The organism is Microbispora sp. NBC_01389 (genome assembly GCF_045040095.1).
Taxonomy (GTDB): Bacteria; Actinomycetota; Actinomycetes; order Streptosporangiales; family Streptosporangiaceae; genus Microbispora.
The window spans coordinates 6,133,617-6,154,713 of the sequence record NZ_CP109552.1 but is presented as its reverse complement, the minus strand read 5'-3'; the positions used below and the strand labels follow the sequence as shown (position 1 = coordinate 6,154,713).

Sequence of the window (21,097 nt, the reverse complement as noted above, 5' to 3'; positions counted from 1 at the left end):
AGGGGCGGGTGCGGGAGCCGGTGGAATACGGCGGACACTCGGGACATCACCTTTCCTCCCGGGTGGGACAGATCGCTACCCGTGGGCCCGGGAACGCACCGGTGCACATTTTCTCCGGCCGAAACCGTGCCACGATGTGGCCGCTTTCGACTACGGGGAGGTGCGATGACCCGCGATCCGATGATGCCGCCGGAGGTGGCGCGGGCGCTGCGGGAGTACGGCGCGCTGCTGTCCGCGCACGGGATCACCTGGGGTGAGCCGCCGCTGGGATACGTCCGGATGATGCCGTTCCTTCGGTTTCCCACGGTGGCCGAGCGGATGGCTTACGGACCCGACCTCGACGCGGCCTTCCGGGACGCGCTCCACGGTGGCGTCCCCCGGGGCCTGGTGGTGCTGCGGCTGACCCCGGACGGCCACCGGCTGGAGCATGGCCCGGCCCGGCCGCTGCTGTCCCCGGGGGCCGTGCCCGTCGTCCTGCTGGCCGACTCCGCGCTCCCGGGCCCGGTGGAGGTGTCGGCCGACGGCGTGCCGTACGCGATCGCCGCGGGCGGCGCCCGGCTGCTCGACGTCACGACCGCGACCACGCTGACGGTGGACGGCGAGGCGGTGGACCTGTCCGGGCTCACCCGGCCGGCGCGGGCCGCGCGGCTGCGCCTGCGCGCGGGCTTTCCCTGCCGCTGGAGCGTGACCTCCCGCGACGGCCAGGGGTGGTATCCGCACGGGGTGCCCGAGCGGCGGGACAACGACGACGTGCCGTTCTTCCACGGCGACGACCTCGTGGTCGCCGTACCCGCCGAGCCGGTCGCGATCAGGGTGACCCGCGGCATGGAGTACGGCGTGGCCGAGACCACGGTGGTCCCGGGGGAGGGGGAGGAGACGCTGGTCGGGCTCACGCCGCGACGGCGGTACGACGCCGCCGCCCGGGGCTGGTACGGCGCGGACCTGCACGTCCACCTGAACTGGGCGGGAGACCTGGTCGCGGTCCCGGCCGAGGCGGCGGCGGCGCAGCACGGCGAGGACCTGCACGTGCTGAACCTCGTCGCCGGGAACGTCGCGGGCGACCGGGTCTACGACCTGGAGGCGTTGCGGCACTGGGCCGGTCGTGACCTGCCGTGGTCGGACGCCGGGCACGTCGCCCGGATGGGGGTGGAGTATCGCAACGACCTGTTCGGCCATGTCCACGTGTTCGGGGTGGCCGCGCCGCCCGCCGTCTGCCACACCGGCTTCGGCGCGGACGCCGACTGGCCGCCCAACGGGACGGTCTGCGGCGACCTTCGGGAGCCGCGCGCCGTGCTGGGGTACGCCCACCCCTTCCACGGGCCGATCTCCTCGCCCGAGGACGTCGCCGCCGACGGCGCCAGGAACTGCACCGGCCGCGCCCTGGTGGTGGACGCCGCGCTCGGCCTGGTCGACGGGATGGAGCTGCTCCACTTCAGCGACCTGTCGGCCACACCGGGGACCGCCGAGGTGTACCGGAGGCTGCTCGGCGCGGGCAACCGTCTCGCCGCGCTCGCCGGGACCGACACCATGCTGTCGTTCACCCGCCAGGACACGGTCTCCAGCCCGCCGGGCTGGGAGCGCGTCTACGCCCGCGTGGACGGCCCGCTCAGCGCCGGGTCGTTCGCCGAGGCCGTACGGCGGGGCCGCACGTTCGCCACCACCGGCCCCTGGCTGGAGCTCACGGTGGACGGTCAGGGCCCGGGGGAGACGCTCGGCCTGGACGGCGGAGAGACGGTGACGATCCGGGCGCGGGCCGCCGGGGCGGAGGTGGCGCACCTGGAGATCCGCACCGCGGACGGCGTGCTGGCCGAGGGACCTGGCCCCGAGATCACCGCCTCGCTGACGGTGGACGCGCCGGACTACGTGGTCGCGGTCGCCCGCGGCGGCGCCCGTCCGCCGTCCTCCGGCGGCCGGGTGTACGCCCACACCAGCCCGGTCCACCTCCACCTGCGGGGCCGGCACGTGGCCCGCCCGGAGGACGTCCGGTGGTGCCTGCGCTGGCTCGACCTGCTCGACGAGCTGGTCAGGGACCGGGCCCGGCTGCACACCCGGGCCCAGCTCCGCGACCACCTCGACCTCGTCGAGAAGGCCAGGGCGGTGTACGAGTCGCGCCTGTGACCGCCGGCCTCTCCGGCTTCACAGATCGAGAGACGAGCCGCCGAAGCGGTCGCGCAGGAACCGTCCCTGGTCCCTGAGGGCCTGCTCGTCCCCCTGGTAGACGGCCTCCGCGACGGCCGACAGCCCCGACTCCAGCAGGCCGAGCTGGGCCATCAGCTCCTCGTGCGCGCTGCGCTCACGGGCCCCCCGCCGGGTCAGCGCGTACGACCGGGGCAGGTTGGCGTACGCCTCCAGGCTGGTGGGCAGATAGTCGCGGACGGCCTGCGAGACGACGTGCAGATGGTCGGGGGCGGAGGTGAGCGCCTCCGCCCTGGCCAGCACCTCGCGCAGGATCCCGGCGAGGTCGCCGACCTTCGCCACCACGTCCTCGGGGAAACGGGCGGTCGTCACCTTCGCCACGAGGGCGTCCAGGTCGGCCCGCAGGGCGCGCGTCTCCACCTCGGCGTGGGAGATCGCCAGCCGGACCCGGTCGGGCGGGGCGAGCAGGGCGCCCACGCCGTACAGCCCGGCGACGACCACCGGCCACAGCGACCCGGCGAGGCCGAGGAAGTGCAGCGCGAGACCGCCGAGCGCGAGAGCGGAGCCGGTGATGTTCTTCAGCGAGCCGAGGTAGGCGAGGACGCGGTCACTGGTAGCCACGGATCTCCTTGAACGCCGAGGCGAGGGACGCCTGCCGGGCGTCGAACACCGCGCCGCCGGTCAGCGCGGAAACCTGGCGCATCTCGGAGACGTCGCTGTCGCCGAACAGCACGACGAACGTCGGCACATGGGTGTTCAGGGTCCGGTGAAAGGCGGCGAAGTCCACGTAGGAGGAGCCGTCGGTGTTGTCGCCGTCGGTCATCAGGACCACCGAGGTGAAGCTTCCGCCGTCCCGCTCGCTCCCGACCGTCTGGTAGGCCGCGCGCAGGCCGTCGTAGATGGCGGTGCCGCCCCCCGCCGCCAGGGCGTCGCCGTACGCCCGGATCCGGGCCAGGACCGGGTCGGGGTCGCCCTCCGGCACGGTGAACGTGCTCCCCGGGCCGGTCACGGTGTTGAACGGCAGCAGGGTGACCGTCTCCCGGTCGCGGAACCGGGAGAACCGCCCCGACGCGGAGGTGTCGGCGCCGGTCAGCGTGGCGAGCGCCGCCCTGAGCGCGGCGATGCGGTCGCCCTCCATCGACCCGGAGGTGTCCAGCACGAACAGCGTGCGCGACGGGCGGCGCACCTTGTTCAGGTACGCGCTGATCAGCGCGTCGGCGGCGCTGCGCCGGTTGGGGAAGGGCAGCTCCAGCAGCGAGGCCGTGCCGAACCTGGCGTCGGGCGGCACCTCGGGCACGATGGGCCGGCGGGCCGTGGCCGTCATGATCTCGCGCTGCGCCTCCGGGGTGCGCAGCCAGGCCGCCAGCCTGCCGTACTGCGCCTTCTTGGGGGAGGAGGCGAGCAGCGTGAGCGGGTAGTCCGCGGTGACGACGCCGTCCGCCGGGTAGACCAGCGTGAGCGGCTCGCCGTCGGCGGAGCGCAGGCCGAGCAGCACCGACTCGTAGTTGATCAGCCCGTCCACGTCGGTGCGCCGGCGGAAGGCGTCGGCGAGCCATCCGGAGGAGCCGGCGGTGAGGGTCTGGGCGGCGAAGAACCCGGTCAGCTTCGGGGTGACGGCTGTGATCTGGACCTGGTCGAGCGCCTCACCCGCGTCCGACAGCGCCGCCGCCACCCCGACCAGGGCGGAGAACCCGGAGTTGGACGACGCGGGGTTGGTCATGCCGAAGGTGAAGCGGCGCTTGGCGGCGGCCTCGGCGATGTCGCTCCAGGTGACCTCGCCGGTGTCCCAGTGCAGCTCGCGGGCCTTGGCGCGGGTGAGGCCGAGGACGACCGGGGACACCATGATCTTGGTTTGGGTGGACAGGCGCGCGGTCGCCCCGTCGATCAGGGACAGGTAGCGGTTGGAGGAGAACCAGACGGCGTCGTAGCGGCCGTCCGCGGCGCCGCTCGCCACCTGCTCGGCGCCGTCCAGGGTGCCGGTGTAGGAGAGCGACACCTTCACCCCCGCCGCCCCGGCCGCCTTGGCGAGCAGCGGCTCCAGGTCCTTGACCTCGCTGCCCGCCAGGACGCGCAGCACGGCGGGGTCGTCCGGCGGGGACTCCGCCCCGCCGCCACCCGAGCAGGCGCCGGTGGCGGCCAGCAGCAGGGCCAGGGCGGCGGCCGTGACCGCGCTCCTCACGACGCGGCCTCGTCGGCGCGGCGGGATCGCTCCAGGTAGGCGCGGGCGTGGTCGAGCTCGACGGTCAGGTTGCCGACGGTGACGGCCATGCTCTCCACGGCCTTGGCCCGGAAGCCGTCGATCATGTCCATCGTCGAGTAGATGTTGTCGAACGCCTTGCTCAGCGCCTCCATGCTCACGGTCGTGGCGGCGGCCTGGGTCTGGATGTCCCCGGCCTGGGTGCGCAGCATCTCGCTGGTGGCGAGGATCAGGTCGGAGGTGGTGGTGTTCAGCGCGGTGATCTGGTCGAGCACGAGCTTCTGGTTGGCCAGGGCCTGGGCGACCGTGACGGCCGTGCGCAGCGCCGCGATCGTCGTGGTGGTGGCCCGCTCGACCCCCTTGATCAGCTCCAGGTTGTTCTTGCGCACCAGGTCGAGCGCGAGGTAGCCCTGGGCCGACACGGCGAGCTGGGTCAGCAGGTCCTGGTGCTTCTGGCGCACCCCGAACAGCGCGTCCGACCGCAGGGCGTTCGCCTTGTCCGGGTCGGTGAGCTCGATCCGGTCGATCCGCTCCTGGAGGGCCGCGTCGAGCGCCGCCGCCAGCACGGCGTACTCCTGGAGCTTCGTCATCGACTCCCAGAGGTTCGCCTTCTCGCCCTCGATCGCGGCGTTGTCCTTGCGCAGCTCGTCCTGCCCGGACTTCAGCGCCCGGATGATGTCGTCGATGTGCTTCTGCGCGCTGCGGTACCTGGCGAAGTAGTCGCGCAGCCGGTCGCCGAACGGGATGACGCCGAGCAGCCGCCGGGTGCCGGCGGCCGCCTGCTTGGGATCGAGGTCGACGATCGTCCGGCGCAGCGCCACGAGCTGCCCGGCGACCCGCGCCTGACCGTCGGCGCCCTCGCCCTTGGCCGAGGCCAGCGCCGCCACCGGGCGCCTGAGCATCCGGTTGGCGACCTGGGACGACGCGCGGATCTCCGCGTCGCCCATCGAGGTGATGTCGGTCACCTTCCTGGTGAACTCCGGCGACCGGTGGTCGAGCGCGCCGAGCTCGTCGGCGAAGCCGGCCGCCTTCCGGGCGAGCTCGCCGGCGCGCTCGCCGGGGAGCGGCAGCATGGTGGCCGCCTTCTCGACGGGCACCGCCGCCACCGGGGCGGGCGGGGTCAGCACCAGATCTTCGGACACGGATGTCCTCTCTTCCTGGGACTCTTCAGGGAACTGTCTTCCTGAACAAGTGGGGGTCAGGACGACGGCTTCGCACCGGCCTGATAGCGCCGCTCGATGGTCGCGACGAGCTCCTCCAGGCGGTCGTAGGCGGGCGGCTCGACCACGTCGACCAGGCTTGCGGGAATCGGCGCCTTCGCCTTGGTGACCAGGTCCGCGAACGTCTGGGGATCGGCGGTGCGGAAGCCGTACCTCGCGGCGAGCCGGGCGAACTCCGGGTCCTCCTGCAGCAGCCGCCCGACCTCGGCCGCCCGGGCCGTGAGCGGGACGAGCGTGTGCTTGCTCAGCACGGTCGGCGCGGGGTAGATCAGCCGCATGTCGGGGCGGACGGCTCCGCCGCCCGCGAACAGCCGCGCGGCGTACTGCGCCTCGTAGATGACCACCATCGGGGTCTTGCCGATCCCCAGCGCGAGATAGTCCTCGAAGGGCGCCTCGGTGCTGGACTCGGAGTAGCCCTGGTCGAGGAAGAGCGGCGCGATCTTCTCCGCCGCGGCCGTGACCTGTTCCCGCGAGCTCACGACGTCGTCGCCGTTGGCCACGTAGCTGGTCGCCGCGAGGTACATGGCGGCGGAGTTCGACGTGCGGACGTCGGTGGTGGTCAGCAGGACCCGCTTGCGCGCCCGGTACGCGGTGTTGCCGGGCAGCGCGTCCCAGCGGGTGCCCCGGGCGACGAGGTCGAGGAACCGCCGCAGGTCGAGGACCTGGTAGCCCGCGCCCGAGTCGCGGACCACCCCCGCCTTCGCCAGCACGTCCACGACCGGCTGGAACGTCGCGACGGCCATCGGCGAGTAGAACGGCGAGTAGGTCCGGGTGATCTTGCGCGCCTGCCGGATCTTCTCCGCCGCCGGGACGCTGGAGGGAAAGGCGAAGTCGTACGGACGCAGGTCCACCGTGGACGCGATCTCACGCGACCCGGCGGTGTCGACCTCGACCCGCAGTCCGTGCCTGGCGAAGGCCGCCCTGACGGCGGGGTCGTCGAAGAAGGGTTTCTTCTCCGAGCCGATGACGCCGCGGACCGTCGTGAGGGCCCCCTGCCCGTCCCCCTGCCCGTCGCCGTCGCCCCGGTCGTTGCCGAGCACGAGGGCGAGGACGACGGCCGCACCCAGCAGCAGCGCCAGCCCGACCCCGATCCACCGCTTCATTCCCGGTTTCCTTCGCCCCGTGGCCCTGATCCCCGTACCCGAATTATGGGAGACAAGGGAAATTCACGAGCGGAAGAAAAGGGGCATCCAGCGAAATTCCGCGTATGTTCACGACGAATTCATCGACGTGGCAATCGGGACCTCTTCGGCCTGAATGCTGCTGTGTCGAAAAAGGGGCAAAGTGCTATTTATGGGACATGCGGAATCGGGTGCCGACGGGTCACGCGCTCAGGCGAACAGCGTGCGGCCCCAGTAGTCGCCGCCGTCGATCACCCCGGGCGGGCAGGCGAACAGGCCGCTGGAGACGTGCTTGATGTACTCGTTCAGCGCGTCCTTCTGCGCCAGCATGCGCTGGATCGGCACGAACTGCTTGTGCGGGTCGCGCTGGTAGGCAATGAAGAACAGGCCCGCGTCGAGCCGCCCGAGGCCGTCGGAGCCGTCCACGAAGTTGTAGCCGCGCCGCAGCAGCCGCGCGCCGCCGTGCGCGTCGGGGTGCGCGAGCCGTACGTGCGCGTCGCCGGCGATCGCCGGCTGCCCGTCCGGGCCCTTCGCGGCGAAGTCCGGCGCGTCGAACTCCTCCTTGCCGGTGAGCGGCGCGCCCTTCCCCTTGTCCCGGCCGAAGATGGCCTCCTGCTCGGCCAGCGGGGCGCGGTCCCAGGTCTCGATGTGCATCCTGATCTTGCGGGTGACGAGGTAGGAACCGCCGTCCATCCAGGCCGGGCCGTCGCCGGGCGCGGCCCACAGGTGGGCGCGCAGCATGGAGGTGTCCTCCAGCTTGAGGTTGTTGGTGCCGTCCTTGAAGCCCATCAGGTTGCGCGGCGTCGCCTGCGCCCGGGAGGTGGACGAGGTGCGGCCGAAGCCGAGCTGCGAGTAGCGCACGGAGACCTTGCCGAAGCCGATGCGCGCGAGGTTGCGGATCGCGTGCACCGCCACCTGCGGGTCGTGCGCGCACGCCTGCACGCAGATGTCCCCGCCGGAGATCTGGGGCTGGAGGTCCTCACCCGGGAAGGCGGGCAGGTCGGCCAGCGCGGGCGGCCGGCGGTCGGCGAGGCCGAACCGGCCGTCGAACAGCGAGGGTCCGAAGCCGGCGGTCAGGGTCAGGCCGGACGCGGGCAGGCCGAGGGCCTCGCCGGTGTCGTCCGGCGGCGCCTCCGGCGCGCCGCCCACGGCGCCGAAGGTGCCGGCGTCCCTGCCCTGGGTCATCCGGGCCGCGGCCGCCGTCCACTCCTGGAGCAGCTCCACCAGCTCCCCCCTGTCCTTCGTGATCACGTCGAAGGCCACGAAGTGGAGCCGGTCCTGGGCGGGGGTGGTGATGCCGGCCTGGTGGGCGCCGTAGAAGGGGACGGCGTCGGAGGTGGCGGAGGCGAGCGCGACCGGCTGCTCCGCGAGGGACCGGGTGGCGAGCGCGCCCGCCCCGACGGCGGCCACCCCCGCCGCGCCGAGGCCGAACAGCCGCCTGCGGCTCAATCCCTCGCTCACGATGCCTCCCCCTCCACCTCGAACACGGTGCCTCCCCGCCTCGCCGCGTCCTCCGGACCGCGCTCCGGACCGCGTTCCGGGCTCACTTGACCACCGCCGCCGCGACCCTGCTGATCGGCTCGGCCAGCGCGTTGATCGCGTCGGACAGCGCCCGCAGGTCGTCCTTGGACAGCTCCGTGTGCAGCTTCCACCCGTCGCCGTCGCGGTGCCGGCCGAGCGCAGCCTCCGCGTCGGCGAACTTCGCGTCGAGCGTCTTGACCAGATCGGCGTCGCGCTCCTTCAGGACCGGGCGCAGCGCCTGTACGGCCGCCTTCGAGCCCTGCAGGTTCGCGTCGAAGTCCCACAGGTCGGTGTGCGAGTAGCGGTCCTCCTCGCCGGTGATCTTGCCGGTGGCGACCTCGTCCAGCAGCCCCTTGGCGCCGTTGGCGAGCTGCACGGGGGAGAGGTCGACCGTCGCGGACTTCGTCACGATCGTGTGCACGTCGGTCATCAGCTTGTCGGCGATCGGGCCGTCGCCGCCGACGTCCTTCTTGACCCACAGGTCCTTCTCGATGCGGTGGAAGCCGGTCCACTCCTCGCCGTCCGGGACGTCGTTCTCCCGCGCGTCGATGGCCGGGTCGAGGTCGCCGAAGACCCCGGCGACGGGCTCGATCCGCTCCCAGTAGGTGCGGGCGACCGGGTAGAGCCTCTTGGCGGCGGCCACGTCGCCGGCCTTGACCGCCTCGGTGAACTCCCTGGTCTTGTCGAGCAGCGTGTCGGACTGGCTCTTGATGTAGCGCTTGTAGCTGGCCATGGCCTCGGCGAGCCCGGCGTCGCCGCTCAGCGGCTTGTGCTCGCCGCTGACCTTGAGCGGGCCGCGGATGCCCCTGCCGGTCATCCCGGGCTTGCAGGCGGTCTCGTACATGCCGGCGGGAAGCTCCATCACGACCTCGCGGGTCAGGCCGGGCACGATGTTCTCCACCTCGCCCATCACCCGGTCGCCCGGCGCGTACACGTAGAACTCGGTGACCTTCGTGCCGCTGTTGGTGATGGCGAAGGTCGAGGTGCCGGCCGCGAGGTCGGATTTCGTCACCTTGCACTCGGTGTCGGTGGCGGCCACGGCGATCGCGCCGGAGCCGGCCGCGGTCGCCTCGGTGGCGGCACCGGAGCCGGAGGACGAGCACGCGGTCAGGCCTGCCAGGGCCATGGTCGCGACGGCCAGGACGGTGGGGGTGCGCATCGGGCGGACTCCGGTCACGAAGCGGGCTGGGGAGACTGGGGCTGTTGAGACTGGGGGGCGGCGCCGGCGGGTGCCTTGACGGAGGGCCGCCGCAGGAACAGCACGAGGACGGGCACGGCGTAGGCGACCCAGGCGACGGTCTCCAGCACGCTGGGCTGGGCGGTGATGTTGAACATGCCGCTCAGCAGCGTCGAGTACCAGGCGCCGGGGTCGAGCACGCCGCTGATGTCGAAGGCGTACGTGCTCAGGCCGGGCAGCAGGCCCGACTCCTGCAGGTCGTGCACGCCGTACTTGAAGATGCCGGCGGCGACCAGGATCAGCAGCAGGCCGGTCCAGGTGAAGAACTTGGTGAGGTTGATCCGCACCGCGCTGCGGTACAGCCCGTAGCCCAGCGCGACGGAGGTGAGCAGGCCGAGCGTGATGCCGGTGAGCGGGCTCGCGCTGGTGGTCGCGCCCTGGACGGCGGCGAACCACAGCAGGGCGGTCTCCAGCCCCTCGCGGGCGACCGACAGGAAGGCCACCACGACCACGGCCACGGACCCGAGCTGCAGGGCGTCGCTGAGCTTCTCGCGCAGGTCGCCCGACATCCGGCGGGCCGCCGTGCGCATCCAGAAGATCATGAAGGTGACGAAGACGGTCGCGGCCAGCGAGGCGAAGGCGTCGAACATCTCGTGCTGCCGGGAGCCGAGGTTGGCCGCGGTGAACGTCAGCAACGCCCCGAACCCCACGGAGAGCGCGACGGCGGCTCCGACACCGGCCCAGACCAGCGGCAGGCGGTCACCCCTGCCGCTCTTCACGAGGAAGGCCACCAGGATGGAGACGACCAGGGTCGCCTCCAGGCCCTCGCGAAGGCCGATGAGGAAGCTCGCGAACACATCGCCCTCCGGATAGTCGGTAAGCCTTACCTAACTTAGGTCAGGTTCACCTTACCGACAAGAGCACGGATGCGAGTAACCGGGTAGGGCCTTTGTCACCTCAAGGGGCCGCTGGGGCAACGGCACGGCCGTACTGGCGAAACTGGGCGCGTCGGGAGACTTCACAAGCTTCCGGGCGTCCGCCGACGACCTGGCGAAGGCCGGAGACTACCCGGTGGTCCCGCTCAAGCCGCCCGCCCGGCACACCCGCCGCCTTGTCATCCGGGGCGAGCAGGCCGGCGGCGAACCAGGCGGCGGGACGGGCCAGGTCCCACGCCGGGTCGCCCGCTCCGAGGTCGTCGGGGTCGATCAGCAGCCAGCCGCCGCCGTGCCGGACCAGCTGGCCGAGGTGCCAGTCGCCGTGCGTCAGCGCGCCACCCTCCCGGGCCGGCGGCAGCGTCGCGTACGCCTCCAGGATCGGCGCTGCGACGGGGGCGGGAACGCCAGCCGACGCCAGGTCGGCCATGGCCCGCGGCAGCCGCGACGGCCCCCCGGCGGGCGGCAGGCCCGCCGGGTCCCGCCAGACGGGCCAGGTCGCCGGCCTGTAAACGATGATCGTCCACGGCGGACACCCTAGTGTGCGGGTATGAGGATTGGATTTGCCGTGCCGGTGTCGGGCTCGTGGGCGACGCCGGAGAACATGAGGCGGATCGCCCGCCGCGCCGACGAGCTCGGCTACCACGGGGTGTGGGCGTTCCAGCGGCTGCTCTACCCCGAGGGCCACGCGATGGGGCCCGTCTACCGGAGCGTGCAGGACCCGGTCGTCACGCTCGCGTACCTGGCGGGGATCACCGAGCGGGTACGGCTCGGCGTGGCCGTGCTCAACCTGCCGTTCGTCAGCCCGGTGCTGCTGGCCAAGCAGCTCTCCACCCTGCAGCAGGTGTCCGGAGGCAGGCTCGACGTGGGCCTCGGGCTGGGCTGGCTGCCGGAGGAGTTCACCGCGTCCGGCGTGCCGATGGAGCGGCGGGGCAGGCGCGCGGAGGAGTACGTCGGCCTGCTGCGGCGGCTGTGGACCGAGGACGTCGTCGAGCACAGGGGCGAGTTCTACGAGGTGCCGCGCTCCCACCAGGACCCCCGGCCCGCCTCGCCGCCGCCCGTCCTGCTGGGCGGCACCGCGCGGGTCGCGCTGGAGCGCGCCGGGCGGATCGCCGACGGCTGGATCAGCTCCAGCCGCGCCGACCTCGGCACCATCGACCAGCAGATCGCCATCGTGAAGGAGGCGGCCCGGGGGGCCGGGCGCGACCCGGACGCGCTGCGGTTCGTCGTACGCGGCGTCACCCGCGTCCGCCCGGCGGACGAGGGCCCGCTGACCGGGCCGTACGACAAGATCCGGCGGGACGTCGAGGAGCTCGCGGCCAGGGGGGTGACCGAGGTCTTCCACGACCTCAACTTCGACCCCGAGATCGGCGACCCGGAGGCTGACCCCGGAGAGTCCCTGCGCCGTGCCGAGGAGGCCCTTGACGCCCTCGCCCCGTAGGCGGGCGCGGCCGCGACGCTAGATCATGCCGTACGCGCGGGCGACGAGCTCGTGGGAGCGCAGCCGTGCCGGGGCGCCGTGGACCATCGTGGTGATCATCAGCTCGTCGGCCCCGGTGCGCTTGCGCAGCTCCTCCAGCCCGGCCCGCACGGTCCCGGCGTCGCCGTGCACGACGGCCGACAGCCGGTCGCGGACGAACTCCCGCTCGATCGGGGTGTACGGATAGGCCAGCGCCTCCTCGGGGGTCGGCATCCGGCCGGGCCGGCCGTGGCGCATCCGCAGCCACGACAGCGCGCCCGGCATGACCTGCCGCAGCGCCTCCTCCTCGGTGTCGGCGGCGACCGCCGCCACCCCGATCAGCGCGTACGGGCGGTCGAGCACCTCGGAGGGGCGGAAGGAGGAGCGGTAGAGGTCGAGCGCGGGCTCGGTGTTGGCGGCGCTGAAGTGGTGGGCGAAGGCGAACGGCAGCCCCAGCAGCCCGGCCAGCCTGGCGCTGAACCCGCTGGATCCGAGCAGCCAGATCGGCGGCCGGCCCGTGGTCGCCGCGTCGGGTCCGCCCGGCACGGCCCTGATCTTCTCGTACGGGTGACCGGGCGGGAAGGAGCCGTCGAGGAACCCGGTCAGCTCGGCCACCTGCCGGGGGAAGTCGTCGGGGTCCACCTCGGCGGAGCGGCGCAGCGCGTTCGCCGTCGCCATGTCGGTGCCCGGGGCGCGGCCGAGGCCGAGGTCGACGCGGCCGGGGTGCAGCGCGTGCAGCGTGCCGAACTGCTCGGCGATCACCAGCGGGGCGTGGTTGGGGAGCATCACGCCGCCCGACCCGATCCGGATCGTCCGGGTGGCCGCCGCGAGATGCGCGATGAGCACGGCCGGGGAGGAGCTCGCCACTCCCGGCATGCCGTGGTGCTCGGCGACCCAGATGCGGTGATACCCCCACTCTTCGGCCCGCCGGGCCAGCTCGGTGGCGTCGCGCAGCGACTCGGCGGCCGTCTGGCCCTCGCCGACGGTCGCGAGCTCCAGGATCGACAGCGGCACTCCCGCCGTCCCGCGCGGCACGCCGCGGATCTCGTCCCCGCCGCTCATGCCACCCCCTCGCCGCGCGGGCCGGGATCGCGTGGGCCGGTCGGGCCGTGCGTGCTGTCCTGCCTGCTTCGCTCGCTCATGTTCGCCCCAACTTGAGGTCGCATCCGGATATTTCCCGGTGCCCGGGCGAAATGTGCTTCGGTGCCCCGCCACCTGCCATGCTTGGACGCATGAGCGAGCGAAAGCCCATTGAGTCGTGGTTGTCTGATATGGATGGCGTACTGGTCCACGAGGGCCAGCCGGTGCCGGGCGCCGACGAGTTCATCAGGCGGCTGAAGGAGTCGGGGAAGAGGTTCCTCGTCCTCACCAACAACTCGATCTACACCGCCCGCGACCTGTCCGTGCGGCTGCGCGCGGCGGGGCTGGACGTGCCCGCCGAGTCGATCTGGACCTCCGCGCTGGCCACCGCCAAGTTCCTGGCCGACCAGCGGCCCGAGGGCTCGGCGTACGTCATCGGCGAGGCGGGGCTGACCACGGCCCTGCACGAGGTCGGCTACGTGCTGACCGACCTCGACCCCGACTACGTGGTGCTGGGGGAGACCCGCACCTACAGCTTCACCTCGATAACCCGGGCGATCCGGCTGATCGACAACGGCGCCCGGTTCATCGCGACCAACCCCGACCCCGTCGGCCCGTCGACCGAGGGCTCGCTGCCGGCCTGCGGCGCGGTCGCCGCCATGATCACCAAGGCGACCGGGGTCGAGCCGTACTTCGTCGGCAAGCCGAACCCGATGATGATGCGCAGCGCGCTCAACCAGATCGACGCGCACAGCGAGAGCACCGCGATGATCGGCGACCGCATGGACACCGACGTGGTCTGCGGCATCGAGGCGGGCCTGAACACGATCCTGGTGCTCACCGGCGTCACCCAGAAGGACCAGATCGACCGGTACCCCTTCCGGCCCACCCAGGTGGTCAACTCCGTGGCCGACCTCATCGACCTCGTCTGAGCCGGCGGGGAACCTGACAGGGGCTGGCAGGTACCGCTGCCATGCTGGCCCCATGAACCACCGCGTCTATCTGGAGATCGGGCCTAAGAGGGTCTTCGCCTGCTCGGCCGACTGGCCGGGCTGGTGCCGCATCGGCAGGACCGAGGAGGCCGCGATCGAGGCCCTCCTGGACTACACGCCGCGCTACCGCGTGATCGCCGGGCGGGCCGGGCTGGAGTTCGCCCCGGGGGACCCCGAGGTCGTCGAGCGGGTCACGGGCGACCGCAACACGGACTTCGGCGCGATCGCCGCGATCCCCGGCCTCGACCGGGAGCCGGTGGGCGCGCCGGAGGCCGCCCGTACGGTCGCCCTCGCCCGGGCGGCGTGGGACGTCTTCGCCGGCGTGGCCGCGGCGTCCCCCGAGGAGCTGCGCAAGGGCCCGAGGGGCGGCGGCAGGGACCGGGACAAGATGGTCTCCCACGTCGTCGAGGCCGAGCGGTCCTACGCCAGGAAGATCGGCGTGCGGCACAGGCCGTTCAAGGACACGGCCGGCCTGGCCGCCCTGCGCGAGGACATCGTCCGCGTCCTGTCGCGGCCGTCGGACGGCGGGCCGCTCGCCGAGGGCGGATGGCCGGCCCGCTACGCCGCCCGCCGGATCGTCTGGCACGTGGCCGACCACATCTGGGAGATGGAGGATCGTAGGATCTGATCTGATCTGCTGGGGTGGTAACTTGTTACCATGGTAACAGTGGAGCGAACCCAGACCGGCCTCCGCGTCGAGCGCAGCACGCTGAAGGTGCTCAAGGGCCTGGCCGAATACCTGGACATCTCCCTCGGCGACCTCGTTGAGGGGATCGTCCTGCACGCCTTCGAGGGCAAGGCGCCGTTCGGGCCGGAGACCCTCACGAAGATCGGGCAGCTCAGAGAGGTGTACGGTCTGACGCTCACGGCCGCCGACGCCCACCTGCTGGAGGAGGGGTGAGCGCCGCGCCGCGCCGCCGCCGCCTCACCGGCGGCCTGCGCGTCGCGAACGGCGAGCGCGAGTGGGTCGAGGGTGGGCACAGCGACGTGGCGGGGGTGTGCCGGCCGAGCGGCTCAGTCCTCCGTACGGCGCAGGCGCTTGAGGTCGGAGCGGTGCTTCTTGGCCGCCAGGCGGCGCTCGACCGAGCCCCTGGAGGGCTTTGTGGAACGGCGCCGTTTGGGCGGCGGCGCGATGGCGTCGCGGAGCAGGGCCGCCAGCCGTTCCAGCGCCGCCTCGCGGTTGCGCAACTGCGATCGGTGCTCCGAGGCCGTCACCGTGATCACGCCGTCCACCAGCCGGACGGCGAGGCGTTCGAGCGCCCGGGCTCGGAGCGCCGGACCGAAGGCGGTCGTGCGCGCGACGTCGAAGCCGAGCTCGACCCGGCTGTCGGTGGTGTTGACGCCCTGGCCGCCCGGGCCCGACGAACGGGAGAAACGCCAGGTCAACTCGGCCTCGGGCACGACGATCGAGCCGCGGACGGGCAACGGGCCTGGCATGACGATTCCTCTACGGTCGAACGGACGGGACGAACAGGCGAAACAAACGGACAGGACGAACAACTTATCCGCGTAGATACCACCGGCGCGCGTCATTTACCACCGTAAACGCGGCTTACGGTTGTCGCGGTCCAGCACGTCGTGCACAGTGACCCCCGGAAACCGGTGGGTTCCGGAAAACGGGCGACATGGTGGAGCGGGAGCATGACCTCGATCGTCGGCGTGCACGGCATCGGCAAGTACCACTACTACGAGGACGCCGGCGGATCGGCGGACGGCGCCGCCGCGGCCGTCCGGGCCAAGTGGAACGCCTATCTGCACCAGGGGCTGGGCGGACGGGCGGGCGGCGCGGGTGACTACTTCACCGAGATCGCCTACTACGCCCATCATCTCCACAGCGGCCCGCCCCGGCCGGTCCGGCAGATGGCGACTCCGTCGAAGCTGGTCCTCGCCGACTGGGCCGCCCAGCTCGGCGGTCCGTTCCGGGACGCGGCGGGGGAGTCGCTGACCGGCGTCGCGCACCTGCTCGCCGAGTGGCTGCTGGCGAGGCTGGGCCCCGCGGCGGTGCGCTTCGCGCAGGACTTCTGCCCGGAGGTGGCCACCTACCTCGGCGGCGGCTCCCCGCGCGTACGGGCCCGCGACACCGTGGCCGACGTCATCCGCCGGCGCCGCCCCAGGGCGGTCGTCGCGCACTCCCTCGGCAGTGTCGTGACGTACGAGGCCCTGTGGGCACATCCCGACCTGTCCGTCGACCTGCTGGTCACGCTGGGCAGCCCGCTCGGCATGCGCCGCGTCGTGTTCGAGAGGCTCGCGCCAGTGCCGGTCCGGGGCCGGGGAGCGCGCCCGCCGGGCGTGCGCCGCTGGATCAACATCGCCGACAAGGACGACATCGCCGCCATCCCGGCCGCGCTGGCGTCGTGCTTCGACGGCGTCGAGCGGGACGTCTCCTGTGACATCGACTGGCTCGACTTCCACACCGTGCGCAACTACCTGCGCTGCGGGGGCGCCAACGAGTACCTGAAGCCCTTCGTGACCTGAGACACGCACACACGATATGGTCGTACGACCATGAAGACTGTGCTTTTCGACTATGGCAACGTCGTCTCGCTGCCCCAGGCTCCCGAGGACGTCGCCCGCCTGGCCTCGTACGTCACGGGGGCCGAGCCCGGGTTCGAGGACCGCTACTGGGAGGTGCGGCTCGACTTCGACCGCGGCTCGCTCGACCCGGCCGCGTACTGGTCCCACGTGTACGGCAGGCCGATGGACGGCGGCGGCCTCGACGAGGTCGTCGCCATCGACGTGGCGAGCTGGTCGCGGCCCAACGAGGAGACGGTGGCGATCGTCGACGAGCTGGCCAAGGTCGGGGTGCCGATGGCGCTGCTGTCCAACATGCCGGTCTGCGTCGCCGAGGGCATCGACACCCTGCCGTTCATGCGGCCGATCGGACCACGCTTCTACAGCGGCCGGATGGGCCTGGTGAAGCCGGAGGCGGAGATCTTCCACGAGACCGTGGCCTGGCTCGGGGTCGCTCCCGGCGACCTCGTCTTCGTGGACGACCGGCTGGAGAACGTCGCGGCGGCCGAGCGGGCCGGGCTCGCCGCCGTCCACTTCCGCGACGCCGCCGCCCTGCGCGAGGACCTGAAGACGCTTCTCGGCTGAGCGCGCGGCCACCCGCGCCCGGGGCGCAGGAGGGTGGACGTGAACCCCCGCGTCAGGTGCCCGAACCCGCCGGCGGGCGGGAGCCGAGCGGCGACGCCTCGCCCGGGCGTTCAGGGGCGGGCCGCCCAGCCTCCTGCGCGGCGAGGACGTTCGTCCTGATCGTGGCGAAGGCGATGACCGCCGCGACGGCCATCATGACCGCGCAGACCAGCATCGAGGTGTGATATCCCCGGGTGAACGCGGCGGGCGACTCGTAGGCGTCGCCCGTCAGCCCCACGAGCGGCGGCACGGCGGCGACGGCCAGCAGGCCGCCCGTCCTGGCCAGGGCGTTGTTGACCCCGCTCGCGATACCCGCGTACCGCTCCTCCGCGGTGGCGAGCACGGTCGCGGTGAGCGGGGCGACGGCGGCGGACAGCCCGAGCCCGAACACGGCCGCCGCGGGCAGCACGTCGGTCAGGTAGGAGGTGCCCGGGCCGATGCGGCTCATGAGCAGCAGCCCGGCCGCGCACAGCAGGATGCCGCCCGTCATGGGGAGGCGCGGGCCGATCCTCCTCGCCAGCTCGCCGGCCCGGGACGACAGCAGCAGCATGAGGATCGTGACCGGCAACATCGCCGACCCGGCGGCGATGGGAGACAGCCCGGCCGACACCTGCAGCTGGACGACCAGCAGGAAGAACACCAGTCCCATCGCCGCGTACATGACCAGCGTGACGACGTTGACCGCGGTGAACTCCCGCGAGGCGAACACCCCCACGGGGACGAGCGACCGGGGGGAGCGCCGGATCTCCACCACCACGAAGCAGACGGACAGGATGATCCCGGCGGCCAGCGGCACCAGCCCGTCGCCCGCCAGGATCAGGCCGTACGTCAGCCCGGCCAGGGCGGGGGCGGCGAGGACGGTCCCGAGCACGTCGAAGCGGCCGTGCGGCCCGGCGTCCCGGGTCTCGGGCACGTGCCGGGCGGCGACGCCGACCACGACGGCGGCGAGCGGCAGGTTGAGCAGGAACACCCACCGCCAGCCGGCCGCCTCGACCAGCCACCCGCCGAGCAGCGGCCCGACGGCGGCGGCCACGCCGCCCAGACCCGACCAGGCGCCGACGGCGCGGGGCCGGTCGTCCGGCACGTAGCTCGCCTGGATGATCGCGAGGCTGCCGGGGATCAGCAGGGCCGCCCCGACGCCCTGGAGCGCGCGGGCGAGCACGAGCACGGGGGCGCTCGGCGCGAGCCCGCAGAGGGCGGAGGCCAGGGCGAACCACACCACTCCGACGACGAAGATCTTGCGCCGGCCGAGCCGGTCGCCCAGGGACCCACCGAGCAGGATCAGCGCGGCCATCGTGAGCGTGTAGCCGTTCACCGTCCACTGGAGGCCGGACATTCCGGCGTCGAGGTCGCGGCCGAGGGCGGGGAGGGCCACGTTGACCACGGTGCCGTCGAGGGTCGCGAGGGACGACCCGAGGACCGTGGTGAGCAGCACCCAGCGGCCCGTCGCCGAGCGGAGTCGGATATGCCCGGATGTCATGCAGGCCATCATGCGCCATCCGAAGGAGCGGCCCCACCATGGCATCAGGGATTACACGATTACGATCGCTCACAGCGAACTGACGCAGAACAGGGAACAGGGGCGGGCTCCTGTTAGTTGAGTCGGCATAACTCAACCCATTGGAGTGCTGATGTCCCAGGTCCTTCCCGTCCTCCCGCTCGACGACGAAGTTGTCCTGCCCGGCATGGTCGTTCCCTTCGACCTGTCGGACTCGGAGGTCCGCGCCGCCATCGACGCCGCCCGGGCCGGTGGAGAGAGCACGGTCCTGCTGGTGCCCCGGGTGGACGGCCGCTACGGCCCGGTGGGGGTGAGCGCCGTCGTGGAGCAGGTCGGACGGCTGCCGGGCGGCGAGCCCGCGGCCGTCGTGCGCGGCGTGCACCGCATGCGCGTCGGCACCGGCACCACCGGCCCCGGCGCGGCGCTGTGGGTCGAGGCGACGGTGCTGGAGCCGGTTGCCGCCGGGCCGAGAGCCGGAGAGCTGGCCAAGGAGTACAAGGCCCTGACCACCACGATCCTGCAGAAGCGGGGCGCGTGGCAGGTCGTCGACGCCGTCAACCAGATCACCGACCCCGCCGTCCTCGCCGACAGCTCGGGCTACGCCCCCTGGCTGACCATCCAGCAGAAGCTGCTGCTGCTGGAGATAGACGACCCCGCGGAGCGTCTCGACAAGCTCGTCGGGTGGGCCCGCGACCACCTCGCCGAGATGGACGTCGCGGAGACCATCCGCAAGGACGTCCAGGAGGGCATGGAGAAGCAGCAGCGCGAGTTCCTGCTGCGCCAGCAGCTCGCCGCCGTACGCAAGGAGCTGGGTGAGCTGAGCGGCGACCCCTCCGACGAGGAGGAGGACTACCGGGCCCGCATCGAGGCCGCCGGCCTGCCCGAGAAGGTCAGGGAGGCGGCGCTCAAGGAGGTCGCCAAGCTGGAGCGGACCTCCGACCAGTCGCCCGAGACCGGCTGGATCCGCACCTGGCTCGACACGGTGCTGGACGTTCCGTGGAACGTCCACACGACCGACTCCTACGACATCGCGGGCGCCCGCGCGGTGCTCGACGCCGACCACACCGGCCTCGACGACGTGAAGGACCGCATCGTGGAGTACCTCGCGGTCCGCAAGCGCCGGGCCGACCAGGGTCTCGGCGTGGTCGGCGGGCGCCGCAGCGGCGCCGTGCTCGCGCTGGCCGGCCCTCCCGGGGTCGGCAAGACCTCCCTCGGCGAGTCGGTCGCCCGCGCCATGGGCAGGAAGTTCGTCCGGGTCGCCCTGGGCGGAGTGCGCGACGAGGCGGAGATCCGCGGCCACCGGCGCACGTACGTCGGGGCGCTGCCGGGCCGCATCGTCCGGGCGATCCGCGAGGCGGGCTCGATGAACCCCGTCGTGCTGCTCGACGAGATCGACAAGGTCGGCGCGGACTACCGGGGCGATCCCACGGCGGCGCTGCTGGAGGTGCTCGACCCGGCGCAGAACCACACCTTCCGCGACCACTACCTGGAGGTCGAGCTCGACCTCAGCGACGTGCTGTTCCTCGCGACGGCCAACGTCCTGGAGCAGGTGCCCGGGCCGCTGCTCGACCGGATGGAGCTCGTCACGCTGGACGGCTACACCGAGGACGAGAAGGTCGCCATCGCCCGCGACCACCTGCTGCCGCGCCAGCTGGAGAAGGCGGGCCTCACCACCGCCGACGTGACGGTGGAGGAGGCCGCGCTGCGCCGCCTGGCGGGCGAGTACACCCGCGAGGCCGGCGTCCGCTCGCTGGAGCGGTCGATCGCCCGCGTCCTGCGCCGGGTGACGGCGAAGGTCGCCCTCGGGGAGACGGAGCTGCCGGTGACGGTCGCCCCCGGCGACCTGGTCGCCCACCTGGGCCGGCCGCGGCACGTGCCCGAGTCGTCCCTGCCGGAGGCCCGTCAGCGTACGGCAGTGCCGGGCGTGGCCACGGGCCTCGCGGTGACCGGCGCGGGCGGCGACGTCCTCTACGTCGAGGCGTCGCTGGCCGACCCGGAGACCGGGGCGACCGGCGTCACGCTCACCGGACAGCTCGGCGACGTGATGAAGGAGTCGGCCCAGATCGCGCTGTCCTTCCTGCGGTCACGCGGCGCGGAGCTGGAGCTGCCGGTCGGGTCGCTCCGGGACCGGTCGGTGCACATCCACGTGCCCGCGGGCGCGGTCCCGAAGGACGGCCCGTCGGCGGGCGTCACGATGACCACGGCCCTCGCCTCCCTGCTGTCGGGCCGCCCGGTCCGCGGTGACGTGGCGATGACCGGTGAGGTGTCCCTGACCGGCCGGGTGCTGCCGATCGGAGGGGTCAAGCAGAAGCTGCTGGCCGCCCACCGGGCCGGGGTCACCACTGTGCTCATCCCCGCGCGGAACGAGCCCGACCTGGACGACGTGCCGGCCGAGGTGCTGGCCGACCTCACCGTCCACGCCGTGAGCGACGTCCGCGAGGTCCTCGACCTGGCGCTGACCCCCGCGACGGTCACCCGGCAGGCCGTCGCCTGACCGTCGCCCGCTCGTCGCCGGACAGGCGGCGGCATCCGGCGGCTCGCCGCACAAAGGCCCGCGTCCCCGTCCCGGGGGCGTGGGCCCTTTCGTGTGACAAAGGGCACATTACAGGTCTGGAATACCGGAAGTCGC

19 protein-coding genes are annotated in these 21,097 nt (G+C 72.7%); 8 read left to right on the top strand and 11 right to left on the bottom strand.

Translation table 11 applies throughout. The features are described from left to right. Positions 1-165 precede the first annotated feature (165 nt). On the top strand, positions 166-2,118 hold the full coding sequence (locus OG344_RS27175; protein ID WP_405085524.1) for a CehA/McbA family metallohydrolase: 1,953 nt from the start codon (positions 166-168) through the stop codon (positions 2,116-2,118). 18 nt (positions 2,119-2,136) lie between these two features. Here OG344_RS27175 and OG344_RS27170 read toward each other — a convergent pair whose 3' ends face one another. The 8 genes from OG344_RS27170 to OG344_RS27135 form a co-directional block, all read right to left on the bottom strand. Continuing rightward, positions 2,137-2,757: a hypothetical protein gene (locus OG344_RS27170; RefSeq protein WP_405085523.1), complete on the bottom strand. Its 621-nt coding sequence runs from the start codon at positions 2,755-2,757 to the stop codon at positions 2,137-2,139. Further along, positions 2,744-4,315 carry an extracellular solute-binding protein gene (locus tag OG344_RS27165; protein WP_405085522.1) on the bottom strand — a complete coding sequence of 524 codons (1,572 nt, stop codon included), beginning with the start codon at positions 4,313-4,315 and terminating at the stop codon, positions 2,744-2,746. Before OG344_RS27165 ends, OG344_RS27170 begins: the two co-directional genes overlap by 14 nt. Next, positions 4,312-5,475 carry a toxic anion resistance protein gene (locus OG344_RS27160; protein WP_405085521.1) on the bottom strand — a complete coding sequence of 388 codons (1,164 nt, stop codon included), beginning with the start codon at positions 5,473-5,475 and terminating at the stop codon, positions 4,312-4,314. The genes OG344_RS27165 and OG344_RS27160 overlap by 4 nt, the downstream gene beginning before the upstream one ends. Positions 5,476-5,531: 56 nt before the next feature. Then, the gene (locus OG344_RS27155) at positions 5,532-6,656 is read right to left on the bottom strand and encodes a hypothetical protein (RefSeq protein ID WP_405085520.1); all 1,125 of its coding nucleotides are present in this window, start codon (positions 6,654-6,656) and stop codon (positions 5,532-5,534) included. Positions 6,657-6,884: 228 nt separating this feature from the next. Continuing rightward, the gene (gene efeB / locus OG344_RS27150) at positions 6,885-8,135 is read right to left on the bottom strand and encodes an iron uptake transporter deferrochelatase/peroxidase subunit (protein WP_405085519.1); all 1,251 of its coding nucleotides are present in this window, start codon (positions 8,133-8,135) and stop codon (positions 6,885-6,887) included. 82 nt (positions 8,136-8,217) lie between these two features. Next, a complete protein-coding gene (gene efeO / locus OG344_RS27145) occupies positions 8,218-9,354 on the bottom strand; it encodes an iron uptake system protein EfeO (RefSeq protein ID WP_405085518.1) in 1,137 nt (378 codons plus the stop codon). 14 nt (positions 9,355-9,368) lie between these two features. Then, positions 9,369-10,229 carry an iron uptake transporter permease EfeU gene (gene efeU, locus OG344_RS27140; protein WP_405085517.1) on the bottom strand — a complete coding sequence of 287 codons (861 nt, stop codon included), beginning with the start codon at positions 10,227-10,229 and terminating at the stop codon, positions 9,369-9,371. A 100-nt stretch (positions 10,230-10,329) separates the two neighbouring features. Further along, positions 10,330-10,734: a phosphotransferase gene (locus OG344_RS27135; RefSeq protein WP_405085516.1), complete on the bottom strand. Its 405-nt coding sequence runs from the start codon at positions 10,732-10,734 to the stop codon at positions 10,330-10,332. A gap of 120 nt (positions 10,735-10,854) precedes the next feature. Between OG344_RS27135 and OG344_RS27130 the strand changes: the two genes are divergently transcribed. Then, complete coding sequence (locus OG344_RS27130) at positions 10,855-11,745, top strand: TIGR03619 family F420-dependent LLM class oxidoreductase (RefSeq protein ID WP_327046104.1); 891 nt, start codon at positions 10,855-10,857, stop codon at positions 11,743-11,745. An 18-nt stretch (positions 11,746-11,763) separates the two neighbouring features. Here the strand turns inward: OG344_RS27130 and OG344_RS27125 are convergent, their stop codons facing one another. Next, complete coding sequence (locus tag OG344_RS27125) at positions 11,764-12,825, bottom strand: LLM class flavin-dependent oxidoreductase (RefSeq protein ID WP_405085515.1); 1,062 nt, start codon at positions 12,823-12,825, stop codon at positions 11,764-11,766. A gap of 170 nt (positions 12,826-12,995) precedes the next feature. On the opposite strand from OG344_RS27125, the gene OG344_RS27120 reads away from it, so the two are divergent. Genes OG344_RS27120 through OG344_RS27110 form a run of 3 tightly spaced genes read left to right on the top strand, consistent with a single transcriptional unit; the run spans position 12,996 to position 14,736 of the window. Beyond that, positions 12,996-13,775, top strand: coding sequence for an HAD-IIA family hydrolase (locus OG344_RS27120; RefSeq protein ID WP_359867492.1), 780 nt, complete (start codon positions 12,996-12,998; stop codon positions 13,773-13,775). 52 nt (positions 13,776-13,827) lie between these two features. Further along, positions 13,828-14,463, top strand: a complete 636-nt coding sequence (locus OG344_RS27115) for a hypothetical protein (protein ID WP_405085514.1) — start codon at positions 13,828-13,830, stop codon at positions 14,461-14,463. 39 nt (positions 14,464-14,502) lie between these two features. Next, complete coding sequence (locus OG344_RS27110) at positions 14,503-14,736, top strand: hypothetical protein (RefSeq protein WP_405085513.1); 234 nt, start codon at positions 14,503-14,505, stop codon at positions 14,734-14,736. Between the two features lie 113 nt (positions 14,737-14,849). On the opposite strand, the gene arfB is transcribed toward OG344_RS27110, so the two are convergent. After that, the gene (arfB, locus tag OG344_RS27105; RefSeq protein ID WP_405085512.1) at positions 14,850-15,272 is read right to left on the bottom strand and encodes an alternative ribosome rescue aminoacyl-tRNA hydrolase ArfB; all 423 of its coding nucleotides are present in this window, start codon (positions 15,270-15,272) and stop codon (positions 14,850-14,852) included. A gap of 204 nt (positions 15,273-15,476) precedes the next feature. On the opposite strand from arfB, the gene OG344_RS27100 reads away from it, so the two are divergent. Together OG344_RS27100 and OG344_RS27095 are read left to right on the top strand one after the other, a co-directional pair. Then, positions 15,477-16,310 carry a hypothetical protein gene (locus tag OG344_RS27100; RefSeq protein ID WP_405085511.1) on the top strand — a complete coding sequence of 278 codons (834 nt, stop codon included), beginning with the start codon at positions 15,477-15,479 and terminating at the stop codon, positions 16,308-16,310. 30 nt (positions 16,311-16,340) lie between these two features. Then, positions 16,341-16,931: an HAD-IA family hydrolase gene (locus OG344_RS27095; protein ID WP_405085510.1), complete on the top strand. Its 591-nt coding sequence runs from the start codon at positions 16,341-16,343 to the stop codon at positions 16,929-16,931. Between the two features lie 52 nt (positions 16,932-16,983). On the opposite strand, the gene OG344_RS27090 is transcribed toward OG344_RS27095, so the two are convergent. Then, positions 16,984-18,450, bottom strand: coding sequence for an MFS transporter (locus OG344_RS27090; protein ID WP_405085509.1), 1,467 nt, complete (start codon positions 18,448-18,450; stop codon positions 16,984-16,986). A 151-nt stretch (positions 18,451-18,601) separates the two neighbouring features. Between OG344_RS27090 and lon the strand changes: the two genes are divergently transcribed. Beyond that, positions 18,602-20,962: an endopeptidase La gene (lon, locus tag OG344_RS27085; RefSeq protein ID WP_405085508.1), complete on the top strand. Its 2,361-nt coding sequence runs from the start codon at positions 18,602-18,604 to the stop codon at positions 20,960-20,962. The last annotated feature ends 135 nt before the right edge of the window (positions 20,963-21,097 follow it).